At 53.1% G+C, this 24,040-nt stretch carries 22 protein-coding genes, 1 tRNA gene and 1 pseudogene; 18 read left to right on the forward strand and 6 right to left on the reverse strand.

The window, feature by feature from the left end; translation table 11 throughout:
* The first annotated feature begins 8 nt into the window (after positions 1-8).
* Positions 9-1,067 carry a D-TA family PLP-dependent enzyme gene (locus tag IMCC3135_RS02280; RefSeq protein WP_088916108.1) on the forward strand — a complete coding sequence of 353 codons (1,059 nt, stop codon included), beginning with the start codon at positions 9-11 and terminating at the stop codon, positions 1,065-1,067.
* A 93-nt stretch (positions 1,068-1,160) separates the two neighbouring features.
* Here IMCC3135_RS02280 and IMCC3135_RS02285 read toward each other — a convergent pair whose 3' ends face one another.
* Together IMCC3135_RS02285 and IMCC3135_RS02290 are read right to left on the reverse strand one after the other, a co-directional pair.
* Entirely contained in the window at positions 1,161-1,598 is a 438-nt protein-coding gene (locus IMCC3135_RS02285) for a molybdenum cofactor biosynthesis protein MoaE (protein ID WP_088916109.1), read from the reverse strand.
* The gene (locus tag IMCC3135_RS02290; protein ID WP_088916110.1) at positions 1,598-1,831 is read right to left on the reverse strand and encodes a MoaD/ThiS family protein; all 234 of its coding nucleotides are present in this window, start codon (positions 1,829-1,831) and stop codon (positions 1,598-1,600) included. Before IMCC3135_RS02290 ends, IMCC3135_RS02285 begins: the two co-directional genes overlap by 1 nt.
* Positions 1,832-1,885: 54 nt before the next feature.
* On the opposite strand from IMCC3135_RS02290, the gene moaC reads away from it, so the two are divergent.
* From moaC to IMCC3135_RS02330, 8 genes and pseudogenes are all read left to right on the forward strand, one after another.
* Positions 1,886-2,410: a cyclic pyranopterin monophosphate synthase MoaC gene (gene moaC / locus IMCC3135_RS02295; RefSeq protein ID WP_088916111.1), complete on the forward strand. Its 525-nt coding sequence runs from the start codon at positions 1,886-1,888 to the stop codon at positions 2,408-2,410.
* A gap of 261 nt (positions 2,411-2,671) precedes the next feature.
* Entirely contained in the window at positions 2,672-4,933 is a 2,262-nt protein-coding gene (locus tag IMCC3135_RS02300; protein WP_088916112.1) for an AsmA family protein, read from the forward strand.
* Positions 4,934-4,947: 14 nt separating this feature from the next.
* Positions 4,948-6,003 (forward strand): annotated as a pseudogene (gene mutY, locus IMCC3135_RS02305) (A/G-specific adenine glycosylase); the annotation flags it as partial.
* A gap of 8 nt (positions 6,004-6,011) precedes the next feature.
* Positions 6,012-6,272: an oxidative damage protection protein gene (locus IMCC3135_RS02310; RefSeq protein WP_088916114.1), complete on the forward strand. Its 261-nt coding sequence runs from the start codon at positions 6,012-6,014 to the stop codon at positions 6,270-6,272.
* Between the two features lie 112 nt (positions 6,273-6,384).
* Positions 6,385-9,390, forward strand: a complete 3,006-nt coding sequence (locus tag IMCC3135_RS02315; protein ID WP_205737872.1) for an EAL domain-containing protein — start codon at positions 6,385-6,387, stop codon at positions 9,388-9,390.
* A 120-nt stretch (positions 9,391-9,510) separates the two neighbouring features.
* Positions 9,511-12,870, forward strand: coding sequence for an EAL domain-containing protein (locus IMCC3135_RS02320; protein ID WP_205737873.1), 3,360 nt, complete (start codon positions 9,511-9,513; stop codon positions 12,868-12,870).
* A 125-nt stretch (positions 12,871-12,995) separates the two neighbouring features.
* Positions 12,996-13,703 (forward strand): SDR family oxidoreductase, encoded by a 708-nt coding sequence (locus tag IMCC3135_RS02325; RefSeq protein ID WP_088916117.1) that lies wholly within the window; start codon positions 12,996-12,998, stop codon positions 13,701-13,703.
* 118 nt (positions 13,704-13,821) lie between these two features.
* Positions 13,822-13,897, forward strand: a tRNA-Phe gene (locus IMCC3135_RS02330).
* Positions 13,898-13,919: 22 nt separating this feature from the next.
* Here IMCC3135_RS02330 and IMCC3135_RS02335 read toward each other — a convergent pair.
* Entirely contained in the window at positions 13,920-14,933 is a 1,014-nt protein-coding gene (locus tag IMCC3135_RS02335) for a tyrosine-type recombinase/integrase (RefSeq protein WP_418251432.1), read from the reverse strand.
* On the reverse strand, positions 14,816-15,148 hold the full coding sequence (locus IMCC3135_RS35385; protein WP_088916119.1) for a helix-turn-helix domain-containing protein: 333 nt from the start codon (positions 15,146-15,148) through the stop codon (positions 14,816-14,818). The genes IMCC3135_RS02335 and IMCC3135_RS35385 overlap by 118 nt, the downstream gene beginning before the upstream one ends.
* 233 nt (positions 15,149-15,381) lie before the next feature.
* Between IMCC3135_RS35385 and IMCC3135_RS02345 the strand changes: the two genes are divergently transcribed.
* Together IMCC3135_RS02345 and IMCC3135_RS02350 are read left to right on the forward strand one after the other, a co-directional pair.
* A complete protein-coding gene (locus tag IMCC3135_RS02345; protein ID WP_088916120.1) occupies positions 15,382-15,864 on the forward strand; it encodes a helix-turn-helix domain-containing protein in 483 nt (160 codons plus the stop codon).
* The gene (locus IMCC3135_RS02350; RefSeq protein ID WP_088916121.1) at positions 15,845-16,519 is read left to right on the forward strand and encodes an IS630 family transposase; all 675 of its coding nucleotides are present in this window, start codon (positions 15,845-15,847) and stop codon (positions 16,517-16,519) included. Before IMCC3135_RS02345 ends, IMCC3135_RS02350 begins: the two co-directional genes overlap by 20 nt.
* Here IMCC3135_RS02350 and IMCC3135_RS02355 read toward each other — a convergent pair.
* Both IMCC3135_RS02355 and IMCC3135_RS02360 read right to left on the reverse strand, forming a co-directional pair.
* Positions 16,516-17,451, reverse strand: a complete 936-nt coding sequence (locus tag IMCC3135_RS02355) for a replication initiation factor domain-containing protein (RefSeq protein WP_157735717.1) — start codon at positions 17,449-17,451, stop codon at positions 16,516-16,518. The genes IMCC3135_RS02350 and IMCC3135_RS02355 overlap by 4 nt on opposite strands.
* 42 nt (positions 17,452-17,493) lie before the next feature.
* The gene (locus tag IMCC3135_RS02360; protein ID WP_088916123.1) at positions 17,494-17,868 is read right to left on the reverse strand and encodes a hypothetical protein; all 375 of its coding nucleotides are present in this window, start codon (positions 17,866-17,868) and stop codon (positions 17,494-17,496) included.
* A 406-nt stretch (positions 17,869-18,274) separates the two neighbouring features.
* Between IMCC3135_RS02360 and IMCC3135_RS02365 the strand changes: the two genes are divergently transcribed.
* The 7 genes from IMCC3135_RS02365 (at position 18,275) to IMCC3135_RS33895 (ending at position 23,806) form a co-directional block, all read left to right on the forward strand.
* Positions 18,275-19,120, forward strand: a complete 846-nt coding sequence (locus IMCC3135_RS02365) for a TIGR04255 family protein (protein WP_088916124.1) — start codon at positions 18,275-18,277, stop codon at positions 19,118-19,120.
* On the forward strand, positions 19,117-19,860 hold the full coding sequence (locus IMCC3135_RS02370) for a hypothetical protein (protein WP_157735718.1): 744 nt from the start codon (positions 19,117-19,119) through the stop codon (positions 19,858-19,860). The genes IMCC3135_RS02365 and IMCC3135_RS02370 overlap by 4 nt, the downstream gene beginning before the upstream one ends.
* Before the next feature lie 73 nt (positions 19,861-19,933).
* Positions 19,934-20,443, forward strand: coding sequence for a hypothetical protein (locus tag IMCC3135_RS02375; protein WP_157735719.1), 510 nt, complete (start codon positions 19,934-19,936; stop codon positions 20,441-20,443).
* A gap of 382 nt (positions 20,444-20,825) precedes the next feature.
* Positions 20,826-22,346: a phospholipase D-like domain-containing protein gene (locus IMCC3135_RS02380; protein WP_169727396.1), complete on the forward strand. Its 1,521-nt coding sequence runs from the start codon at positions 20,826-20,828 to the stop codon at positions 22,344-22,346.
* The gene (locus tag IMCC3135_RS02385; RefSeq protein WP_088916128.1) at positions 22,347-22,604 is read left to right on the forward strand and encodes a Ku protein; all 258 of its coding nucleotides are present in this window, start codon (positions 22,347-22,349) and stop codon (positions 22,602-22,604) included.
* An 86-nt stretch (positions 22,605-22,690) separates the two neighbouring features.
* The gene (locus IMCC3135_RS02390; protein WP_088916129.1) at positions 22,691-23,596 is read left to right on the forward strand and encodes an MBL fold metallo-hydrolase; all 906 of its coding nucleotides are present in this window, start codon (positions 22,691-22,693) and stop codon (positions 23,594-23,596) included.
* A 12-nt stretch (positions 23,597-23,608) separates the two neighbouring features.
* Positions 23,609-23,806, forward strand: coding sequence for a hypothetical protein (locus IMCC3135_RS33895; RefSeq protein ID WP_157735720.1), 198 nt, complete (start codon positions 23,609-23,611; stop codon positions 23,804-23,806).
* Positions 23,807-24,040: the final 234 nt, after the last annotated feature.

Consider the following 24,040-nt stretch of genomic DNA (forward strand, 5'->3'; position numbering starts at 1 on the left):
TGATTGACATGAAAGCTAGCAAGGCGGAGACGCCTGCGGTTCTGATCGAACTCGACATCGTTGAGCGCAATCTGCAGCGAGCCCAACAAATGGCCGATGGCATCAGTCTATCTCTGCGGCCGCACATCAAGACTCACAAGCTGCCGCGCTTTGCGCAGCGGCAGATCGAGCTGGGTGCCCGAGGCATTACCTGTCAGAAGCTGGGTGAGGCCGAAGTGATGGCTGACGCCGGTCTGGATGACATTTTTGTGTCCTACAACATTCTGGGAGCCAGCAAGCTGAAGCGTCTCAAGGCTTTGCATGATCGAATTCAGATTGCAGTGGCCGCTGACAACAACACCGTTATCGATGGTTATAGCGCCGCTTTCACGGACAGCAATCACAAGCTCTCGGTGCTGGTTGAAATTGACACTGGTGGTGGACGTTGTGGCGTGCAGAGTGCGAAAAAGGCTGTCAAGCTGGCCAAGCGGATCAAAGCCAGCGAAGGTCTTTCATTTGGCGGCATCATGACCTATCCCCCGCGCGGTGAGATAAGCGATGTCAATGCCAGTCTGTCACGTGCCAAAGCGGCATTGCTGGATGCGGGGCTCAAGGTCAAGTGCGTCTCCAACGGCGGCACTCCCGACCTGAGATTTGCGGGCGATGTCACATTGGCCACCGAACATCGCTGCGGTACCTATATCTACAATGATCGCATGCAAGTCTCTTACGGGCATTGCGAAATCTCCGATTGTGCCCTGAGCGTTCTGGCTACGGTGATCAGCTGCCCGGCTGAAGGCCGTGCGGTTATCGATGCGGGTACCAAGGCACTGGCGGCCGACTTCTGTGACGCCCCGGGCTACGGTCATGTGCTGGAGTATCCGGACGCTCTGGTGCAAAAGCTGTATGAAGAGCACGGTGTGCTGGATTTTTCCGCGTGCGAGTCGATGCCCGAAGTGGGCGACAAGATCCGGATCATTCCCAATCATGTCTGCGTGGTCAGCAATCTGTTCGACTCTGTGCACCTGGTGCGTAACGGTCTGATCGAAGAGACCGTCGCTGTGGCCGCACGCGGCTGCCTTGTCTGACTGACTGGCAGCCGGGTACGTCAAGGAGAGGCAACGCAGGCGGGGAGGCACACTGCGGCTCGCTGAACATGAAAATATCTTCCGGTTGGACTACTAGTGGCCGGGGGTATTCTTCTCGACCCAGCGAGTTTCGCCATTGAGCAGGGTCTCTTTCTTCCAGAAGGTGGCCCGGCTTTTCAGGGCTTCCATCAGAAAGCGGCAGGCATCGAAGGCCGCCGCCCGATGAGCTGAGCAGACGGCCGTCAGTACGATTGGCTGACCGGGCAGAATGTCGCCAACACGGTGCACGATCAGGGCGTCAATGATGTCCCACTGTTGGCGGGCATCCTGGACGACTTCTTCGAGCTGTTTTTCTGTCATGCCAGGGTAGTGCTCCAGCGTCATGGCGCAGACCTGGTCGCCTTCATTGTGATTGCGCATGGTGCCTGTAAAACTTGCGGTGGCACCCACACTGCCCACCGGTAGCGTGGCTTCGAATCTGGCCAGCTCGACGCCAGGGTCGAAGGGTTCGCTATGTAGTTGAACGCCCATCAGCCGCCCGTTACCGGTGGGAAGAAGGCTACCTCATCACCATCACTGACCGGGGCGTGAAGTTCGCGATGCTCCAGATTGACAGAGCACAGTACGTGCGCCGGTATGAGTGCATTGGCCGTGGCCCGCTGCCAGACATCCTCGATAGTCGCCACCCCATCAGCATCGACTTGACTGTCAGCTGCTGGTAATTGCTCGCGCAGGCTGGCAAAGAATTTAACCTTGATGGCCATGGATGGGTCCGATAAAAGATATTCTGGCAACTATAACCTAACCGAGAAATTGCAATGTCACAAGACCAGACCGAGGCCCCGAAGAGCGCTGCTGGGGAAGCCCACAGTGGGCTGACTCATTTCAATGCCGCCGGTGAGGCGCATATGGTGGATGTAGGCGATAAGGCCGTCACTCACCGGGTTGCCGTGGCGGGTGGCAAGATCTCAATGCTGCCAGCCACCTTCGAAATGGTCTGTGCCGGCACTCACAAGAAGGGTGATGTGCTGGGCATTGCCAGGGTGGCAGGCATCATGGCTGCCAAGCGCACCAGCGATCTGATTCCTTTGTGCCATCCGATCGGTTTGACGCGTGTTGATGTTGAATTTCGGCCAGATGCGGCCGATAACAGCGTGCATTGCGAGGTGCGGGCTGAAACCCGTTCCCAGACTGGTGTGGAAATGGAAGCCTTGATAGGCCTGCAGGTGGCTCTGGCCACCATCTACGACATGTGCAAGGCTGTGGATCGTGGCATGCAGATGGATGCAATAAGATTGCTGGAAAAAAGCGGTGGCAAATCCGGGAACTATCACGCCACCTGATGAGTCTTTTGTCTGCGTCGGAAATCCGGCGCAGATTCGTCCGAATCAGCCGAGCTTTTGCGTGCTACACGACGGCTATTTGACGATTTGACGTAACTTCACATATCGACCCTACATGATCGCAAGTGCAGGCTGTTCTACCGGTACCATAGAGAAGTGAGAATCTGAGCTGAGCTTGGGTTCTGGTGGGATGACGTTCGCCATTCGCGGGCACAGATAACAGATTTGAGTCGGAACAAGACTCAGGCAAGAGGCGTTGACATGAAACTCCTGAAATGGCTGCTTGGAACGGTTGCCGTACTGGTACTGATCATCGGTGTGGGCATTGCTGCGCTGGTGTATCTGGTTGACTGGAACGATTTCAAGGATACGATTCAAAACCAGGTCAAGAAGCAGACCGGTCGCGATCTGCAGATCACTGGTGATCTGAGTCCTTCTGTTTTTCCCTGGGCTGGCATATCCATTGGGGAAATCTCACTGGCCAATGCGACCGGCTATGGCGATACACCGTTTGCCAGTATCGACAGCGCTGATGTCAAGGTCAAGCTGCTGCCGCTGATCAAGCGTGAAATCAATGTGCGCACCGTGCAGCTCAAGGGGCTGCAACTGGATCTGCAACAGGCCAGCGATGGCAGCACCAACTGGGACGACCTGCTGACCAGCGCCACCACCACGACCACCAAGGTTGATGAGAACAACACCGATACTCAGGTAACCAAGGAAGTTGAAGGCAGCAGTGCAACCATTGCCGCATTGTCCGTGGGTGGCATTGAGATTCTGGACGCCAATGTGAGCTGGAAAGATGCTGCGACCGGTACAGATGCGCTGTTGTCGGGCTTCAACCTCACTACCGGGGCGATCGAGCTGGAAAAGCCGTTTGCTCTGAACGTCGATTTTTCGATTGCCAGCCAGAGCATGGATCTGAATGCTGATATAAGCGGTGCCGGTGAACTGATGATCGATCTGGATAGTCAGGTCTATTCGGTCAAAGGTCTTACTCTGACAACCGATGCCAAAGGCGGTGCATTGCCCGCAGGGCAATTGGTTGCAACCTTGGGTGCGGATGTCACCGCCCAGTTGGCTGAAGACACCGTCGATGTATCCTCACTGAGCTTGTCCACTCTGGGTATAGAGCTTGGTGGTGCAATGACGGTGACCAATCTGGAGACCGATCCCGCCATCAGCGGTCAGTTCTCCAGTAATGAGTTCAGCCCCAGAGAGCTGTTTGAAAAGCTGGGTATCGAGGCTCCTGTCACCGCCGATGAGTCGGTGCTGAGCAAGGCAAGTCTCGAACTGGCCCTGGCTGCAACACCTGCCAGTGCGGCATTGACGGATCTGAAAATCACACTGGATGATACGCACTTTACCGGTGAGGCCAGCGTGCCGTCACTGGCGGGTGAAATACCACCAATACGCTTTGATTTTGCCGTGGACTCCATCGATCTGGATCGCTACTTGCCGCCTGTCAGTGAGGCAGGTGACGAGGGCGATACGCCCGCACCTGAAAGTGGTGTGGCAACCACCGGTGATGAGGTGATCGAGCTGCCTGCCGAGATGATGCGACAGTTGGACATTGATGGAACTTTTCGCGTCGGTGATGTGAAGATCAGCAATCTGACCACACGCGACATCGTGATTCCCGTGAAGGCCGCTGGTGGCAAGCTGGCCCTGCAGGATATGCAGGCGCAATTGTACGAAGGCAAATTTGACGGTACTGCAAGCATTGATGTGACAGGTAATACTCCAAAATTTGGTGTGACCATGGATCTGGCTGGTATCAAGGCTGAGCCACTACTGGCTGATCTGCTGCAAAAGGATTCTTTCCTGAGTGGCGGAGGCGAGGTGTCAGCGAACATCACTACCGCTGGCAATACCGTCAACAGCATCACGGCGGGCCTGAATGGTCAGTTCGCAACGGCCTTTACCGATGGTTCAATCAACGGTATCAATATCGGTTACCAGATTCGGCGTGCCAAGGCTCTGCTGAGCGGCAAGTCGTTGCCAGAGGAAGAGGCAGGCAGTGTCAAGACAGACTTCTCCTCACTGGCGGTCGGTGGCACCTTTACTGATGGGGTCATGAATTCTGATGATCTTGATATGCGTTCACCGCTACTGCGTCTGAGTGGCACCGGCCAGGTAGATCTGCCTGGGGAAAACGTGGACTACACCATGACCACACTGATTTCGGGTACTACTCAGGGGCAAGGTGGTGCGGACCTGGAGTCACTCAAGGGTGTCAAGCTCGATATTCCGATTCGAGGTACTTTTGATGAGTTGTCAGCCAATTTTGCCGGCGTTATCTTCTCTGGCATGAAAGACAACATCACGGGGAACCTGAAGAATCAGGCGAAGGCTTTGGCTGACGAGAAAGCGGCCGAGCTGAAAGCGCAAGCTGATGAATTGAAAAAGGCCAATGAGGCCGAACTCAAGGAGAAAGAAGCGGAGCTCAAGAAACAGGCCGAGGAAGCTGCCGACAAGGCGGTGGATCAAGCCAAGGACAAACTCAAGGGGCTGTTCAAGTAGATACCGAATTTGCAAGTCGGGTACTGAGCTGGTTTGATGAGTTCGGGCGCAAGCATCTGCCGTGGCAGCAGGACAAGACACCTTATCGAGTGTGGGTGTCCGAGATCATGCTGCAGCAAACGCAGGTGGCTACGGTCATTCCGTACTATGAGAAATTCATGGCACGGTTTCCGACCCTGCAGGCATTAAGCGAGGCCCCCGAGGATGATGTGCTCGCTCACTGGTCTGGTCTGGGATATTACGCCCGGGCCAGGAATCTGCATAAATGTGCCCAGATAGCTCAGCGTGAGCATGATGGAGAATTGCCGCAGGAGCTGGACGCTCTGGTGGCAATGCCCGGTATTGGACGTTCCACTGCCGGCGCCATACTCAGCCTGGCGCTGGACCAGCCGCATCCGATTCTGGATGGCAATGTGAAGCGTGTATTGGCACGTCACCAGGCGGTTGAAGGCTGGCCGGGCAAGAGCGATGTGCTCAAACAGCTCTGGATGCTGTCCGAAGAGCTGACACCGCTGCAGCGTACAGCTAGCTTTAATCAGGCGATGATGGATCTGGGGGCTACAGTCTGTACTCGCAGTCGGCCCGCTTGTATCCGTTGCCCGCTGGCCAGTGATTGTCAGGGGTTGGCTGGCGGCGAGCCGACCCGTTTTCCGGGTAGCAAGCCAAAAAAGGTGACGCCCGTCAAACAAACAGTGATGCTTGCCCTATCGCTGAGTACCGACGATGCTCATCCTCAGGCCGGTGGTACCTTATTGGAGCGCAGGCCTTCATCGGGTATCTGGGGCGGATTGTGGAGTCTGCCTGAGATTGACACTCTGGAGCAGCTGGATGAATGGTTGCATGCTGCCGGATTGATCGCTACAGAATCCCCTGCCAGCGTTGCCAGATTGCGGCATACCTTCAGTCATTATCATCTTGATATCGACGTGCAGGCCCTTGCGGTTAAGGTAAACGATGGCCATGTTATGGAGCACAGAGAGCGTGTCTGGTATAACAGTGGGCCATTACCGGGAGGCGTTGCTGCCCCGGTGTCCAGAATCCTGAATAATCTAGTTGGAGAATTACTTTGACAACTCGCATGGTGCAATGCGTCAAGCTGAACAAGGAGGCTCCTGGCCTCGAACGTCCTACCTACCCGGGGGATCTTGGCAAGCGTATCTATCTCAACATATCCGCTGAAGCCTGGCAGTCATGGGTATCTCATCAAACCATGCTGATCAATGAATATCGCCTGACACCGGTAGACCCCAAGGCACGCAAGTTTCTGGAAGAGGAAATGGATAAATTCCTGTTCAGTGACAACGCTGCCATGCCTGATGGGTATGTTCCTCCCGAGTAGTGTCAGTCGTCGGTCTGTTGGAGGTAACGTTACATAGCCAACGCTTCGTATTCGCTGAATAACGCTGGAATGGACTATCATCGATAATTGACAGTTTTTCAGGATGGTAGTTTTGGCACATCCCTCGGTTAGAAGTGAGGCAGATCGACTGGAATCACTCCGGAGTCTGAACGTTCTTGATAGCGAGCCGGAGGCTGAGTTTGATGCGCTGGTACGGATCGCTGCAAAGATCTGCAACGCTCCTATCAGCTTGATTTCCCTGGTTGATGAAACCAGGCACAGGTTCAAGGCCAATGTCGGCTTGCCGCATATTACAGAGACGCCTCGCAGCCTGGCATTCTGTCATTACGCTATTCAGCAGCAGGGCATACTCGAAATAGGCGATTGTCTGCTGGATAAGCGTGTCGCCGCTAACCCTCTGGTTACCGGTGAGCCTGGCTTGAGATTTTATGCTGGGGCTCCGTTGTGTCTAAGCGACGGGGCCCGAGTGGGCAGTTTGTGTGTCCTGGACAAAAAGCCTGGCATGCTCACAGAAGATCAGCGTGAGATGCTGATGCACCTGGCAAGAGTGGCATCAATTGCCCTGGAGTCACGTCGAGCCGTAAAAGAGCTGATGGTCAGTGAGTCCCGTTTTCGTTGTCTGAGTATTGACTCTTCGCAGCTTTTACAGCAAACAAGCGAGTTGGCGAAGGTGGGTGGATGGGAGCTGGATCTGGCCAGCAACAAGTTGACCTGGTCAGAACAAACATGTCGCATTCACGGACTGCCAGCGGACTACGAACCGCAAATAGATACCGCTATCGAATTCTTCGCTTTAAAGTCGCGCGAAAAAATCAGGTTGGCAATTGAGCGCCTGATGCACGATGGCACGCCCTACGATATGGAATTGCAACTGCTCAGAGCTGATGGCCGCTGTATCTGGGTGCGAGTCTTGGGAGATGCCGTCAAAGTCGATGGCAAGACGGTTCGTCTGCGCGGCGTCATTCAGGATATTGATGAGCACACTCGCCAGCGAGTTGCACTGCAGAATGCGCACGAGAGAATTACGCTGGCAACTGATAGTGGCGAGATCGGTATCTGGGAATGGGGTATCAGGGATAACCGCCTGGAGTGGTCACCTCAGGTATTCAGACTGCACGGTATCGAGCCGGCAACTGAATCCCCGGGCGCTGAGGGCTGGATGGAGCTGGTACACCCGGACGACAAAGTCCGTGTGATGGATACACTGCTTCAAACTCTGGACGGCACTGGAAATTTGGTGTGCGATTTTCGCATCGTCTGGAAAGATGGCAGCGTACGTCATCTTCGTAGTACCGCTCACGTCAAACGTAATTCCGTCGGTCGAGCTGTGGCTCTGCTCGGCGTTAACTTTGATGTAACGGATATGCGGCGTCTTAGTAGTGAGCTGGCCCAGCAACAGGAGTTGCTACAAGTCACTCTGCAGTCGATTGATGAAGCCGTTATCACTGTAGATACCCAGGGCCAAATTGTCTGGCTGAACCCGGCGGCTGAATCGCTGACAGGCTGGGCATGTCATGACGCGCTGGGAAAGTCGCAGGAACTTATCTACAAAATCGTTCATGAAAAAACCGGCCTGATGCAGGAAAGCTCGGTTAGCGCGTGCTTGCGTGAGGGTCGGCGAGTCAGCCGGAAACATGATCTTGTATTGCGGGCTCGCGGTGCACGGGAATACGGGGTCGAGGACTCGGCATCGCCTATACTCGACGCACAGGGACAACTATTGGGCGTGGTACTGGCGGTTCGTGATGTCAGTGAACAGCGGCGCTTGTCGCAGTTGATGACACATCGGGCCACCGTTGATGAACTGACGCAGACATTCAATCGATCAGAGTTCGAGGTGCGTCTGTCTGCGCTGATCGACGAGGTGCAAGAGAGGCCGGGCGAACATGCCTTGATGTTCATCGATCTGGATCAGTTCAAGCTGGTCAATGATACTTGTGGTCATCCGGTCGGCGACTTGTTGTTGCGGCAGATAGCGGGCATTTTGCGCCAATCGATACGACATGGGGACACTCTGGCGCGGTTGGGCGGTGATGAGTTCGGGATCATCTTGCGAAGCTGTGATGCTCAGCGTGCAGGTCGTATCGCTCAGGAGATTTGCGACAGCATGCACAGATCCCGTTTCTCGCATGATTCGCACCGGTTCCGCATTGGGGCCAGCATCGGCCTTGTGCCGCTGGATGATCGCTGGGGCTCAATGGCCGCCATCATGCAGGCAGCTGACACATCGTGTTATGCGGCCAAGGAGGCGGGTCGTAATCGAGTGCACATCTGGTTTGATACCGATCATGCCATGCGTGCCCGACGGGGTGACGCGCAATGGGCAGAAAGGCTTGAGCAGTCTCTGGATGAGAGCCGCTTTGAGTTGTACGCGCAGCGACTGGTAACAATGGGTAGTCGTGTGGCAGGTTTGAATGCCGAGGTGTTGATTCGTCTGCGTGATGATCAGGGCAACATCATACTGCCAGGCGCTTTTCTACCCGCAGCCGAGCGCTTTCATCTGGCGACCCGGGTTGATCGATGGGTGTTGCAGAAAGCTATTGAGGCTCTGGTCGAGTTGCCAGATTTGTCCGGTATCGAACTGCTGTGGGTCAACCTGTCAGGTCAGTCAGTCGGGGATCGTGAGTTCCAGCGGGATGCCATTCAGATGCTGGACAGGGCGGGGAGCGATATTCGGCAACGAATCTGCCTGGAAATTACTGAAACAGCGGCAGTCACCAATATAGCGGATGCGGCCGTTTTTATCGAGAAGCTCAGAACCCTGAACGTACGTACCGCACTGGATGATTTTGGTGCAGGAGTCTCATCGTTTGGCTATTTGAAAAGCCTGCCTGTGGATACTCTGAAGCTGGATGGGCAATTCATTAGTAACATCATCAACGATCCATTGGCGGCTGCCGCTGTGCGGTGTTTTGTGGACGTGGCAGAAGTGGTCGGCTTGACGACGGTTGCCGAGCATGTTGAAAATGCCGAGGTACTGGCACGAGTCCAATCGCTGGGAGTGGACTATGTGCAGGGATTCCTGTTGCATGAGCCAGAGCCGATTGGTCAGGTACTTGAGTGTGCAACAATTTCCAGCTATGCCTCCCATGGCTGATGGCATTATGGTCTGTCTTATCATGAGGCTGAAATAACAGTAACCTGTTGTTCCTACGGCACTCGTCTGGCGATGATAGTATTTTTGTTATTCGTCCTCAGGCTTGTTTTCATGTCATCGATGTCAGTGAATGAAAACGCTCGAATGGCTGCCGTTCTGGGCCTTGATCTTCTAGACACCGAACCGGATGCCGAGTTCGACTCCATCGTTCAGGCAGCCTCAGCGTTGTGTGATATGCCCATGTGCCTGATCGCTTTGCTGGATGAGCATCGGTATTGGTTCAAGGCTGCGATCGGCATGTCGGGTATGACAGAGGTGGCCAAGGAGATTTCGTTCTGCAAGCTGAGTATCGATTGTCAAGGCTTGCTCCAGATTCCTGATTGCACGCAGGATGTTCGCTCAGCCGACAATCCACTGGTGCTGGGTGCGCCCGGCTTGCGCTTCTATGCCGGTATTGCATTAAGCCTGAGTGACGGTACCAGGGTGGGAACTCTTTGTATCCTGGATACAAAGCCGGGAGCCCTGTCAGACATGCAAAAGCAGGTCTTGACTCATCTGGCACAGGCGGCCTCCTATGCGTTGGAATCACGGCGAGTGGCACTCACGCAGATCGCCAGCGAGTCGACGTTTCGGACGTTGTGTGCGGTGTCGCCACTGGGAATTTTCTCCACGGATATCCACGGTTTCTGTACGTATACCAATGAGCGTTTTCAGGCGTTGTTTGGGCTCAGCGAGCATGAGTCCCTGGGCTCCGGATGGCGTCAGGCTGTGCATCCTGACGACAGAAATCAAGGCTTTGCGGCTTGGGACAGTGGCATTGGCAGCAGGGTCGAGGTCGTGCGTGACTTTCGTGTCTGTCACATGGATGGGCGTGTTCTAACGGTTACGGGAACGCTGCGCCCGGTTTTTACGGCTGATAACAAGCTGATCAGTTTTGTTGGTTCGGTTGAAGATATCACCGAGCGGAGGAATCATCAGGCGCAGATGGAGCGCAGTCTGACGTTCATGCGGCAGACTGGCGCGCTGGCTGGGGTTGGTGGCTGGGAGCTCAATCTTAGTACTTCTCAGGCTTTCTGGTCTGATCAGACTTGTATTATTCATGGCGTGGATACCGAATATCAACCGGATATTCAAGCCGGACTCGATTTTTTTCTGCCGGAGGCGCGCGACATTCTCGTCAATGCGCTGCAGGCACTGACAGCCGATGGTGACACTCTGGACGAAGAGTTACGGCTGCGTCGTGCTGATGGCCGGATTATCTGGGTCAGGGTGAGGGGGGAGGCCGTGTTGCGTGAGGGCGAAGTTGTCAGACTGCGCGGTGCCATCCAGGATATTGATAACGAGGTTCGCCAGCGTATTGCCCTGAAAAATGCGCATGATCGCATCAGCATTGCCACGCAAAGTGGTGATATCGGGGTGTGGGAATGGGATGTGGAATCAGGCCATATCGACTGGACGCCACAGATGTATAAACTGTACGGCGTTGAGCCGGATGCCACGTCGCTGAGCCTTGATTGGTGGAGTCAATTGATTCATCCGGATGACCAGCAGGTAGCGGAAATCATGTTGTCAGGCTTGATGGAGGGTGAGGGTGATCTGGATACCGAATTCAGGGTTGTCCGGCCCGATGGTTCGGTGCGGCACCTGCGAAGTTGCGCCCACATCCGGCGTGATGTTAATGGGCGTGCATTGACATTGCTGGGTGTGAATTGGGATGTAACCTCCTTGCGCCAGCTGAGTATGGAGTTGGCAGAACAACATGAGCTGCTGCATGTGACCCTGCAATCCATTGAAGATGCGGTGATCACAGCGGACACCGCAGGCTTGATTGTCTGGTTGAACCCTGCGGCTGAGTTGTTGACGGGGTGGGGCTGTGGTGATGCTCTGGGTAAACCACTGGAAGATATTTACAAGGTCTGTGACGAACAGTCAGGGCTGCCCCTGAAGAATCCGGTGACTGAATGTCTGGTGCGAGACCAGCCCTTGAATTGCGGCCGGGACGCGGTATTGCTGGCTCGGGATGGTTCACGCTTTGGTATCGAGGAATCTGCGGCACCGATTCGAGATTCCCAGGGGCAGTTGTTCGGTGTGGTGCTGATCTTTCGCGATGTGACCGAGCAGCGCCGGCTGAGAGCTGAGATGAATTTTCGGGCAACGCATGATGAGCTGACTCAGATATTCAACCGCTCTGAATTCGAATCGCGTCTGCGCAAGACGCTGAACAGTTTGCGTGACAACACTGAGCCCTGTCATGCGTTGATGTTCATTGATCTGGATGAATTCAAGCTGGTCAATGACGCCTGCGGTCATCCCGTGGGTGATCACCTGCTGCGCCAGATTGCCGGCTTGCTGGGCCAGACACTACGCGCTGAGGATACGCTGGCGCGATTGGGAGGGGACGAGTTTGGCGTGATTCTGAATAATTGTAGCGTCACGCATGCCCAGCAGATCGCCCAGCAGATCTGTCATCGCATGGATGACTTCCGGTTTGCCCATGGCATACGACGATTCCGTGTGGGAGCCAGCATTGGCCTGGTGCCGCTGAATGATCGCTGGGCCAGTCCTGCTTCTATCATGCAGGCCGCAGACACCTCCTGCTATGCAGCCAAAGAGGCTGGACGCAATCGCGTACACCTGTGGCTGGAGTCCGATCAGAACATGCGTAACCGACGCGGCGACATGCAATGGGCCGCTCGACTGGAGCAATCTCTGGATGAGAATCGCTTTGAGCTGTATGCACAAAAGCTGGTATCACTAACTGATGACTGTGTCGGTCTGAGTGCCGAGGTGCTGATCCGTCTGTCCAGTGAGGGGGGGAGGGTCATTCTTCCCGGCGCATTCCTGCCGGCTGCTGAGCGCTTTCATCTGGCCACTAGAATTGATCGCTGGGTGCTGCAAAAATCCATACAGACCCTTGCAGAGTTACCGAGTCTGAAAGATGTCAGGCGGTTGTGGATCAACTTGTCAGGCCAGTCGGTAGGGGATCGCGAATTTCATCGTGATGCCATTGAGATGCTGACTCAGGCAGGTAGCGAGATTTGTGAGTGCATCTGTCTTGAAATCACTGAAACGGCTGTTGTGATCAATATCAATGATGCCGCCGATTTCATTCTAAGCCTACGTGCCTTGAATGTTAAAACAGCCCTGGATGATTTTGGCGCAGGCGCCTCCTCTTTCAGTTATCTGCGGAACCTGCCAGTGGATGCCTTGAAGATCGATGGGCAGTTCATCGGCAATCTTGTCGAGAATCCCTTGAATGCTGCGGCCGTTCGCTGTTTTGTGGATGTTGCAGAGGTGGTGGGTCTGAGGACGGTGGCTGAATACGTGCAGACTCCTGAAGCCCTGGCCTACGTCAAAGAGCTGGGGGTGGATTTCGCCCAGGGTTTTTTGATGCACGAACCAGAGCCTATAGGGCAGTTACTGCGCCGCTCGCTGGGCGCTCAAAGCGAATCCAATGAAGTGGGTGGTGCGCTTGTCTAGCTAGTCCAACCGGAAGATATTTGCGGGTTCAGCGCTGAGTGGCAGATGTACAAGAGATGTAGCGAGGGTTGAGTGCAGCGCTATAGTGTCGGCCTATTCGAAATACGACGAAGGCCAGAATGCCCATGAGCGATTCAAGTAACTCCGACTCCCGCGTACTGTTGATTACCGGGGCTTCCAGCGGAATTGGTGAGGCCACTGCACGTCAGGCGGTTGAGGCTGGCTGGCAAGTGGTGCTGGCTGCCCGGAGTGCGGACAAGCTGCAGGCTCTGGTTCAGGAGCTGGGTGTGAGCAATGCCATGGCGATCACAGTAGATGTCACCAGCTATGAAGAGCAAGTGGTCATGGTGGAGACCATTCTCAAGCACTACGGACGTCTGGATGCGGTGTTTGCCAATGCCGGTACCGGCGGTGAGGCTGGAGGCTTTTCAGGCGCTCCAGTGGGCTCTTGGGAGACCATGGTGAACGTCAATGTACTGGGTGCGGCCTACACTATGCGGGCGACGCTGGATACGCTGAAGCAGAGCCAAGGGCATCTGTTGCTGACGGGGTCTGTAGCGGGTCGTCGTACGCTGGCAGGATCCATGTATTCGGCGACCAAATGGGCGGTGACGGCCATGGGTTATGGGGTGCGAGAAGAGCTGCGAGGCACGGGTGTGCGGGTGACTCTGATAGAGCCCGGTCCGGTGGATACCCCGTTCTTTGACAAGCCGATGGATAATTCTCTGATGCCTGAGGATGTGGCTCGGACTGTCATGTTTGCTCTGTCTCAGCCAAAGCATGTCGACATTCATGAGTTAATGGTGCTGCCGACGCCGGCGGTGGAGCAGTAGAAACAGGCGTGCTGGCGTGTTATTGGAGTTTTTTGGCCCGAGTTGGCAGAATTTAGTGATTCTTGCTTGACGTGGCCGCTGGATTTAGTTCTAATACGCGCTTCGCGCAAGACCTGATGCCCAGGTAGCTCAGTCGGTAGAGCAGGGGACTGAAAATCCCCGTGTCGGCAGTTCGATTCTGTCCCTGGGCACCATTAGTTTTCAAGGTCTTAGCCATCATTCTTCGGTTTCTGAATTTGCAGGTTGTGACAGTTTTGTGTCATCCAACCGATTAGCGACCTCCCGAAGATGATCACCAGCCAGATGTGCGTACCTCAATACCATCTGATAAGACGACCAACCACCTAGCTCCATCAGTTCCTGCAAGCTCGTGCCTTTCTGCACATGCCAGGACGCCCATGTGTGCCTGAGATCATGCCAGCGGAAATCTGTTATTCCAGCTCGATTCAAGGCATTGGTCCACGCCTTGGTCGAAGTTCGATGCAAAGGTTGATCATGAAAGGTGAAGGCGTACACCTCATTGATTCCGGCCCTTCTAGCTAGAACGGACATCGCTCCACGATTTAGGGGAACCGTGAGAGCTTTGGAGTTTTTGGAGTCTTCTGCATGGATCCAGGCCAATTGACGTTCCAGAGAGATTTGGTCCCACTTGAGATAGCTGACATTTGATTGTCGGAGGCCGGTGTTGAGGGAAAACTCTGCCATGTCGGCCAGGTGCGTAGGCAGCTCTGAGAGGAGCGTTCTTGCCTGATCTTGCGTAATCCAGCGAACACGTTTTTTTGGTTCTTTGTAGAGCCTGATTTTTGGGGCTTTGTCGATCCAATCCCACTCATCGCGTGCCATGATGAGGATCGCTCGAATTACAGCCAGATACCGATTTGCAGTTGAAGCGCTTGCCTCGGAGCGTTTTTTTTCTGCAATATGGTCAATGACGTCACGGTCGATTTCATCAAGGTATAAGTCAGCGAGAAAGCCGTCAAGCCAGCAGAGTTTGGCAATGTCTTTGTTGTGGTCTGCCTTGTGTTCTGTGTTGCTCAGCCAGCGCACAACAGCCTCCTGCCATGTTCGGCGAGGCTTGTCACCAAGTTGTTCAACACGCCATAGTTCTGCCTTTAACCGGTCTTCGAATTCTTGTGCTTGTTTCTTGTTTTGAGTCCGAGCAGAGCGTCGTATTCTTTCCCCCTTCGGAGACGTGAAGTGGACCCACCAGTTGGCGCCCCTTTTGTAGATTGACATTGTGTGTTCCTCAGATCACAGCCAACCAGCGGTACATGCTGTTGGACTCGATAAAGTGATCTGATGTATTCGATGAGGTCTTCTTCGAGAAATACCCATCGCCTTCCAGGCTTTGCGGCTTTGACGATCCCTGAGCGAGCCTTCTGGCTGAGTGCTCCTGTGCTCATCTTGAGAAGCTCGGCAGCTTGAGCGATATCCAGGGTAATCATTCATTCTCCGCTAGCCTCATTAGGCGCGTCAGGCAGCTTGAGACGCTTAGGGACGCCGTCAGCGTGAAGTAGGGATACAACGGCCTCATGGTTGCCCTCGTAATGGAGCATGACGTTAACCAGTGGTCCGTATGCTCGTTTTGCGTGTCGTACTAGTGGTGTAACCGCTTGATAAATTCCAGTTATAGTCTAACTTCATAATAGTACTTTGCAACCTGTTGAAGTGATTGAGAATGCCTAAGCGTCATGTGGTTAAGTTGTCCGAAGAAGAGTGCCATGCTCTGGAGCAGATCTGTAAAACGGGACGCATAGCGGCGCAGAAGCGACGACATGCACAGATTTTGTTACTGGTTGATCAAGGAGAGCATGGTCCTTCGATGACCGATGCCGAGGTTGCTGAGCGAATGGAACTGACCACCCGTTGCATCGCAAAGACACGCCAGCGATGTGTGGAAGAAGGATTGGAACTGGCGCTGCAGCGTAAGAGACGCAGTCGAGAGCGAACGGCAAGATTGGATGGCGATGCGGAGGCCAGGCTAGTAAGCCTGGCTTGCAGTGATGCGCCAGAAGGCCAGGTGCGTTGGACGTTGAAGCTGTTGAGCGAGCGTCTGATTGAGCTGGAAATTGTCGAAAGCGTGGCTTATGAAACGGTGCGTCAAGTTTTAAAAAAACATCATAAAACCTTGGCAGAAACGCATGTGGTGCATAGCGCCTAAAGAGGACGCGGGGTTTGTCTGCCAGATGGAGGCTGTACTGGATGTGTATAAAAGACCTTTTGATGCAGAGTATCCTGTGGTTTGTATGGACGAGACAACCAAACAATGCACGCGTGAGGTACAAAAACCGATCCCGGCATCGCCTGGCCAAAGTGAGCGCTACGACGGAGAGTACGAGCGCAATGGAGTTGCCCACCTGATGGTGTTCTATACGCCATTGGAGAGTCGACGCACGGTGCGTATTGCCGACAATCATGCGTCGGGCGAATGGGCCGAAGGCGTCCGTGACCTGGTGGAGAATCAATACCCCCACGCGAAAAAGATCACGCTGGTTATGGACAACCTGAGCACTCATAGCGGAGCCTCCCTATACAGAACGTTCGAACCCGCCGTGGCACATGCGCTTATGCAGAAGCTTGAGTTTGTCTTTACACCCAAGCATGGCAGTTGGTTGAATATGGCTGAATGTGAGTTCAGCGTTCTGGCCAGGCAATGTTTGGATCGACGCATTGCCGACGTGCCTACGCTGACCAAGGAGATAGCCGCATGGCAGACCCATCGCAACGAGAACGCCAAGCCTGCCGACTGGCGCTTTACAACCGACGATGCTCGTATCAAACTCAAAAGGCTTTACCCGAAAGTATCATGCTGTTAACCTACTAGATGCTCGTAAGAAATCTCGGCTGTTTTGTTCAAAGTCGCTATCCGGCAGTCGTCTTCTGTCACCCAGGTCATTACTGCATAAGCACCAGCAACATAACCGCCGATGTTCACCAAAACATCCCATGGTATTTCTCGGTCTTTGCTGTGTAGCTCGAGTTCCCAGCGAACCCATGGACTATTGGCATCGCCGAGTTGTTTTCCTTTCTCATAGGTGCGGATCATTTTGCCGTTCTTGCGCTTGCCTACCTCAAAGGTTCTGCCGCGACCATCTGGACAAATCCAGTTTCCATGCTGGCAGCAGCTTGGCTTGTTGCCGCCTGTGCTGAATTCACCGGCTTGATACTGCCCAACCGCCCAGTCGACGGAGTGTTCTCCCCCGAAGTCATCAACAGCGCCGTCCCAGCGAGTGATCTTTCCTTTGTATTGGGTGTTCATGAGATGGGTGAAGTCCAGCCACGCACGGCGAGTAAACAGTGCGCAGGCTTCACCGGGCAGGCTGATGAATGCAGTGCCGTTCTGGCCGCCAATTGCGAACATCGCACTTGTGTCGCCAAACTTGTAGGAGCGTTTCCACCCGTGTAGTCCCCCTGGTCTTTCAATGACTGACCAGAAGCGTTCGCCTGTGATCTGATTGAATTCTTTGAAGAACTCGCTTAAGGATTCGGGGGTATTGGTGAGGGGGAACGTGACATTCAGCCAGTCGGTTAAGGCAGCGTTTTTAGAAACGCCTGGGCGAGGGACGGGTATGTCTATGGGGATTGGGGTGCCATCTCGCAGGAATCGGTATTCAGTCCGAGTCTGCGAACTTTCCCCCCGTATTACCGTACGGGGGAAGGCGTCGCCATCGATTGTCGCCTGGGGGGCGACTATCTTGTCGACGCTACTCTTCGTCGATACTGTTGAATTTAGAATAGGGATTTTCATAACCCCTAATGTATACATCTAAAAAGGGGTAATCAATACCCTCTATGAAATATCCTGACGATTTTCAACTTTTGTGTCGCCACTGACGATTTTCCAGTACCCTCCGAGCCTTAGCGCCCAACTGTAGCCGTTCGATCTTTCAGCGCTGGGGCCAGCTTCAGGGAAAAACTCCCTCACCGTGATACCCAAAATTTCCTCGTATTTTCTGATAGTTCGTTTGTTGTGGACGATGAGAAGAACGCGCCAGCCGAAGTGGTCTCCCATGTGAAGCATTCCGAGGGCGGAAGATAGTTCTGGGAGTTGTCCTGAGAAGTTGGCAATTGCTTCTCTCTCAACGGCGCTTAGCTCTCCTGCACGCTTTGGATCTAACGCTGCAAGCGATTGAAGATTTTCTCTATATTTTGGGTTCTTGGACATTAGAGTGTAAGGGTTGTTAAGACCCCTAATTGTAGCGAGTTCCCATTAAACGGCTAGGTTTGTCGTAGTATTTCTCAACGTCAGAAATTAGTAGCTAGTGGTAAATGGCAGAGGCAGTAGTTTACGAGGGGGTGAGGGCGCGGTTCTTTTTACTTAGAAGAGGTTTTGACAGCGCCAAAAGTTATGATTTTGAGGAAAGCTATATGTGTTGGATTTTGCTCCCAAATTGCCAGCGTTTGCTGTTAAAACCTATGGTTGAACAGATGAAAACTGAATATTAGCCCTCAACATTGGTCAATGCGTTTGTTGTGGTAGCCTAAACATACAATGTGAGCAGGTTGTCGCTACAACTAAATTTCCTGTAAGGCGTTGTTTGTAATGAATTTTTTAAATTCTTGGTCCGCAGATGAAAACTAATACAGGTATCGAGTTGCCAACGAGTAAGGACTTTCTGTACGAAATAGCACCTCTCGTCGAAGTGATCGCAGAAATTCATTGGAATCTGGTGCCGATTCAGAGTGCTCCAGGCAATGCCATAGATCCATACTTCCAAGACTTCAAAATTTCTTTTCAAGAAGAAATAATAAAGGCTGGATTTGGGTACGTAGAACCGTTGGTGCCTGATAGCGTCCCTTTGGAATTTATGGCGAACAAGCCTTTGCATAGGTATCGACAGAAGGAAGGAAAATGGCCTCTGTATCAAATAGGCCCAGGAGTGTTGACTATCAACATCGTCCCTCCTTATCAAGGTTGGGCGGACTTTTACAAATACATCGAATTGGGCATTGAATGTCTTTACAAGTGCTACCCAGTCTCCGAAAGGTATTTGAACATAGTGTCACTTGACCTTCGTTATCTGGACGCTTTCACAAAGGATCATGGTGTTGAGGATCGATTCGATTTTTTGAGAGATGATCTGAATCTTGCTGCGGAGCTGAATCCACGAATATCAGAGTTGGCAGCCGAGACTGATGAGGCGGTTCTCCAAGCAGCGAACTTATCCATCAATCTTAAATCCCCGGAGCGTACTGTTGCAAACGTATCTTGCCAAAATGGAATGTCAGGGCGTGATCCAGCCACTATAGTTACGTTTCAAACGACAAATTCGAATATTCTTGATAGTGAAAAATCAGCACCAGATGTGGCTCAATGGTTTCAGCTTAGCCATGTAGTGTTACATGACCTGTTTGATGCAATGCTGTCTGATCGAGTGAAAAAATTGCTAGGAGCGAAAATGGAGATAAGGCAATGAGTTCAACTGGAACAGCTGAATGGATGCTTTCAGGTGCTGGTCAACCAAGTATGCCTACTTCACTGCTTATCAAAGGAATTAACAACTTGGGCGGCTCTCTATTCGAGACCTCGTCTGAGTCAGCGTCTACTGTTCAATCTGAAGTTCGGGCTGGTAATGAAAATTCTTCGTCTGTGGATCGGTATGTGTTGTCGATCAAGGAAAGCTCTGTTGAAAATACTCGAATGTTCAAAATTAGAGAGTCGGGAAGAAAGCTATGGAAAGATCATTTTCCGACAGCTGCTGTGGATTTTTTAGAGCTTCAAAATTTTGTGAGTGCACGCACAGACTCGCAGAAAATTTGGAGTGATTATCCTCTTAAGACGATTCGAGAGAACGCTTGGCATAGATCATGTAATTTTTATGGAATGATTGAAGCCGCTAAAAAACTAACCGAGTTTCCTGAAAATTGGAACGGATGCGGCGGTGTGCCCCTGACAATTGACAATTTCAATCGAAGTATCGATCTTCTGTACTTGCTGTCTAAATACGAAGTCCACAATCCTTATTTATACCCTTCGCCGCGTGGAGGCCTGATTGCTGAAGTGGGGTCGAAGAATTCAAGAATAACTATAATTATAGATTCTGATATTGGATTGCTTCACACCAGAAATCAATCCGAGCAAATTGAGTTTGATTTCAGTTTAGGCGATAGTTTCAACAATCTTTTGAAACACTTAAGTGGGCTTTTGGACAGATAGGTCGCAGGATATGGTTTGGACACCGAATTCATCCGAAGTTAGGAAAAGTGAAATATTGGGGCGTAGGGTTTATATGGCTCCAGTATTTGATGCCTCAGACAGGCTCAGGGTAGATCATTTTTACGATAACCGATTAGAAAATGATCTATCTGTTGATAGGCTTGGCGAAGGTCAAGCCTTGGCTAAAGTAAAGGTGCAGTTGGCCCCAAAGGCCAAAGAGGATAACGCTGCTCATCCGTTCAAGGGGTGGGCAGGTTTGAAAGTAAAATCACTTGTTGTTCCTGCTAAAACTGCTGTGTCGCTACTGCCAACACCTTTAGTAGATAACGCATATCACGCTGACATATCACGTGAGGATTACAGAACCGCGAGCGCTGCGTATGCATTAGCTTTTAGACTCAGAGAAGTTTCAGAGTCTGATTTTACAGAGCTTCTAGTGGATGGCAATATAGCGGTTGCTGACGTGAAGCCGGTAGAAGTGGCTACAGAGGTATCAGCAAATGTAACTACCGAAGCACCCCAGATTGCCCTCCCGAGATGGTGGGCGATTTTTTCTAAATTTCTACCGAGTGGCAAGAGCTAAAAAGCACTGTGTCTGTTTTGTGTCAATCTCAGTAAACGTCAGTCTAAATCAAGCATACAAATTGTTCAGTTTGCTTAGGTTGTCCTTTTAATTCTGCATATGTTCCTATTTTCAATTTGAGACTTTACTGACTGAAAATCCCCGAGTCGGCACAGTGGGTGTGTACGCCAACAGGGAGGCACTCACAAAAAGGGCAGGCTGCGGCGCGCCCAAGGGTCCCGTCGTGCAAACGTTGCTTGATGCGCAGTGCAGTATTCTCTTTCATCCTTTCAAAACTGGACGCAAATATCTGAATACGACCTGATTGGGTTTATGGTGTACAAGAACTCTAACCGTAGCGGCCTTCATGCTATTTGATGCCTTGGCCAGAGGTGCTGGCCTAATGCCTGAGAGTCTGTGGACCGCCGTCTACGTTCTCTGGATTATCGGCGGCACCGTCTTTCTTCTGCTGAGACGACGGCGTCCAACAACGACGCTGGCGTGGATAATCGCTTTCTGGGGTCTGCCGCTTATCAGCGGCGTCGGCTATTTCATGTTTGGCCCCCGTCGCCTTGATGATCAAAGCGGTCTGCGTCAGCGCGCTCGGCAAGCTGCGGCCGATCACATACCTCCCGTAACAGAAGACTTACAGCAAGCCTTTATTGCCAAGTTCGATCTTGCATCGCTGGCGCGCGTATCGCAAACGGACGATGACCCCGAACCAGGTCCCAAGCAGGCAAGAGCGGTGCAACTGTTCGCCGATGGTGACAGCGCCTTCCCCGCCATTCTGAAGGCCATCGAGCAAGCCGAAGAAACCTTGCATCTGGAGTATTACATCTGGGAACCCGATGTGATTGGCACGCGCTTTCGTGACGCGCTGGCCGAGAAAGCCCACCAGGGAGTTACGGTACGTATCATTGTCGACGCCATTGGCGGCCAGGACTGTCGCGGAGAATTCTGGCAGCCCATCGTTGACGCCGGCGGTGAGGTAAGAAAATTCAACCCACCGCATATACTCAAACCGCAACCCGGCAAACTCAATTTCCGAACTCACCGAAAAATCGTTCTCATTGATGGTCATATCGCTTTCACGGGCGGAATCAATGTCAGCGATAGCAGCAGATCGTTTGACAACGGTGAAGGCGAACCGGCATGGCGCAACACACATCTGTCTATTGACGGCGCGCCGGCCACTGGCATTCAGTCGATTTTCCTGGAGGATTGGCTGTATTCAGTGTCGGTTGATGCCGTGAATCGTGGAGAGCGCAATGCTGCCGACCTGCTGCCGAAGTCCGAGAAAAAACCGGCCATTCCCGATGACATCTGGCGCTGGTTTCCAGATAGAGACGCCGAATCAACCACTCCCATGACTGATGATGCTCCCTGGGTGCAGATCGTGGACTCGGGACCCGACGAAAAAAGTGAGGATATTCATCTGCTGTTCTTCACAGCCATAACCAGCGCTAAAAGACGACTGTGGATAACGACTCCCTACTTTGTGCCCGACCCCCCAATTGAAACCGCGCTTGCCAGTGCTTGCGCCCGCGGGGTGGATGTAAGAATCATTATCCCTGCCGACAGCGATTCGAAGCTGGCCAAGGCGGCAGCGAAAACCTTCTCTGCTGACGCGTCTGACAGGGGAGCGAAAATCTGGCTTTTCGAGCCTCACATGAATCACTCAAAGACAATGATAGTCGATGATGAATTGAGTATCGTTGGCACAGCGAACATGGACAACCGCAGTTTTCGGCTGAACTTCGAGTTGGTTGCCGCCATCTACGATCACAATGTCAACGCAGAACTGGCCGAGATGTTCGAACGTGATCAAAGCAACTCCCGACCGTTTGAATCTGACGAAGACAATGCTGGGCTGGTCAATCGCCTGATGGCGAATACCTCACGATTACTTGCGCCATTGCTCTGAGTGATCACACGCACACACTCTGATGCCGCTGTGCCCTACTATGAAAAACCCTACTACGTGGTGTCGGCCGGTGAACTGGCATACGAGGCCTATATCGTGCTGCGCGAAGCGCTGAGAGACAGTAGCAAGGTCGATATCGGCCAGCTTGCGGTGCGAGGCTCCGAGCATCTGGTCAGTCTCAAGCCCTGCGGCAATGGTCTGGTCCTGGAAGCCCTGCGCTATGCCGATGAAGTGCACCAGGAACTGCCGGACATGTAGCGACAGTCAACGTGACAAGGTTACTGAAGTCTGTGTGTAATTGCGTAGCATGAGTACCAGCAAACGAATTCGAAAGGACACATCTAATGCAATACCATCCATCCTCATCCGCCCCTTGCAGCCCGGACGTGGCGGCGTTCTACGAAAAGGCTACCGGGTCCTGGCAATACGTGGCCTGGGATCCGAACAGTCGCAAGGCCATCATCGTGGACCCTGTTCTGGACTTCGATCCGGCCTCGGGCGCCACTTGGACAGACAGTGCCGATGAAATACTGCAATTTGTGAACGACAGGAAGCTGGACGTGGAATGGGTTCTGGACACTCATCCCCATGCGGATCACATCTCCTCGGCGCACTACCTCAAGGAAAAACTGGGCAACAAGCCGCAGCAGGCCATCGGTCGGAAGGTGCTGGATGTGCAGAACATCTGGGCTGACCTGTATGCAGACGACAGCATGAAGCAGCAGCCGCAGTTCTGGGACAGGCTGTTCGACGACGGAGACAGCTTCCAGATCGGTGATTGTCAGGTGGAGGTGACATTGTCCACCGGCCATACTCTGGCCTCGGTGACTTACCGGGTGGGGGATGCCGTGTTCGCCCATGACACCTTCATGGTGCCGGACAGCGGTACCGCACGCGCCGACTTCCCCGGTGGTTCCTCGGAAGAGCTGTGGGACAGTCTGCGGGCGATACTGAGTCTTCCCGGCGATACCCGCATATACATCGGACATGATTACTGCAAGGATGGGCGAGAAGTGATGTGCATGGCAACTGTGGGTGAGCACCGGGCGAAGAACATTCACGTGCGTGATGGTATCAGCAAGGAGGAGTTCATCAAGATTCGCGATGAGCGTGATGAGACCCTGTCATTGCCGGATCGCATGCTGGCGGCCCTGCAGATAAATATCCGTGGTGGTCGCCTGCCCGAGCCGGATGATCAGGGTCGAGCGGTACTACGACTGCCGCTGAACCGTTTCGAACCGAAGTACTGAGGGAGCAGGCTCTTGGGTCGAGGGTGTCAGTCGCTGACTGCCCGCGGGTGGGAAATCCGATCTGGTTGTCCAGTAGAAGAAGAACCCGAACACCAGGCTGATGAAGGCGGTGGCATCTCCCAGCATGATGATCCAGACTCCCCACCAGCCGGCGGATTCTGGGCGGCAATCAGCGTGATCCAGGCCGGGCCGGTCACTCGCATGCATTGAATCGGTTTGGCATTGGCCTGGTCTTCCTTGAGAACAAATCTCTTTTGAAAATTCGGGTTGGAGGATAGAAAATTCGCGATTGGTTTAGGAGTCTGTTACCTTAGAATTCAAGGAGCGAACAGTTTCACCCCGCTCACAGCAACGAGTTGCATCAGTGATGCCGGGGGAGAACAGAGCCCGACGCCGCCTGTCATTTCAGATTTACCTGATACAGAAAAAATTCTGCACATCGGG

It is taken from the genome of Granulosicoccus antarcticus IMCC3135, from assembly GCF_002215215.1.
Taxonomy (GTDB): domain Bacteria; phylum Pseudomonadota; class Gammaproteobacteria; order Granulosicoccales; family Granulosicoccaceae; genus Granulosicoccus; species Granulosicoccus antarcticus.

Coding starts and splice junctions, on each gene's coding strand:
- IMCC3135_RS02280 (WP_088916108.1), top strand. CDS start 9: ATGAAAGCTAGCAAGGCGGAGACGCCTGCGGTTCTGATCGAACTCGAC.
- IMCC3135_RS02285 (WP_088916109.1), bottom strand. CDS start 1,598: ATGGGCGTTCAACTACATAGCGAACCCTTCGACCCTGGCGTCGAGCTG.
- IMCC3135_RS02290 (WP_088916110.1), bottom strand. CDS start 1,831: ATGGCCATCAAGGTTAAATTCTTTGCCAGCCTGCGCGAGCAATTACCA.
- moaC (WP_088916111.1), top strand. CDS start 1,886: ATGTCACAAGACCAGACCGAGGCCCCGAAGAGCGCTGCTGGGGAAGCC.
- IMCC3135_RS02300 (WP_088916112.1), top strand. CDS start 2,672: ATGAAACTCCTGAAATGGCTGCTTGGAACGGTTGCCGTACTGGTACTG.
- IMCC3135_RS02310 (WP_088916114.1), top strand. CDS start 6,012: ATGGTGCAATGCGTCAAGCTGAACAAGGAGGCTCCTGGCCTCGAACGT.
- IMCC3135_RS02320 (WP_205737873.1), top strand. CDS start 9,511: ATGTCAGTGAATGAAAACGCTCGAATGGCTGCCGTTCTGGGCCTTGAT.
- IMCC3135_RS02325 (WP_088916117.1), top strand. CDS start 12,996: ATGAGCGATTCAAGTAACTCCGACTCCCGCGTACTGTTGATTACCGGG.
- IMCC3135_RS35385 (WP_088916119.1), bottom strand. CDS start 15,148: ATGATTACCCTGGATATCGCTCAAGCTGCCGAGCTTCTCAAGATGAGC.
- IMCC3135_RS02345 (WP_088916120.1), top strand. CDS start 15,382: ATGCCTAAGCGTCATGTGGTTAAGTTGTCCGAAGAAGAGTGCCATGCT.
- IMCC3135_RS02350 (WP_088916121.1), top strand. CDS start 15,845: ATGTGGTGCATAGCGCCTAAAGAGGACGCGGGGTTTGTCTGCCAGATG.
- IMCC3135_RS02355 (WP_157735717.1), bottom strand. CDS start 17,451: ATGAAAATCCCTATTCTAAATTCAACAGTATCGACGAAGAGTAGCGTC.
- IMCC3135_RS02360 (WP_088916123.1), bottom strand. CDS start 17,868: ATGTCCAAGAACCCAAAATATAGAGAAAATCTTCAATCGCTTGCAGCG.
- IMCC3135_RS02365 (WP_088916124.1), top strand. CDS start 18,275: ATGAAAACTAATACAGGTATCGAGTTGCCAACGAGTAAGGACTTTCTG.
- IMCC3135_RS02370 (WP_157735718.1), top strand. CDS start 19,117: ATGAGTTCAACTGGAACAGCTGAATGGATGCTTTCAGGTGCTGGTCAA.
- IMCC3135_RS02375 (WP_157735719.1), top strand. CDS start 19,934: ATGGCTCCAGTATTTGATGCCTCAGACAGGCTCAGGGTAGATCATTTT.
- IMCC3135_RS02380 (WP_169727396.1), top strand. CDS start 20,826: ATGCCTGAGAGTCTGTGGACCGCCGTCTACGTTCTCTGGATTATCGGC.
- IMCC3135_RS02390 (WP_088916129.1), top strand. CDS start 22,691: ATGCAATACCATCCATCCTCATCCGCCCCTTGCAGCCCGGACGTGGCG.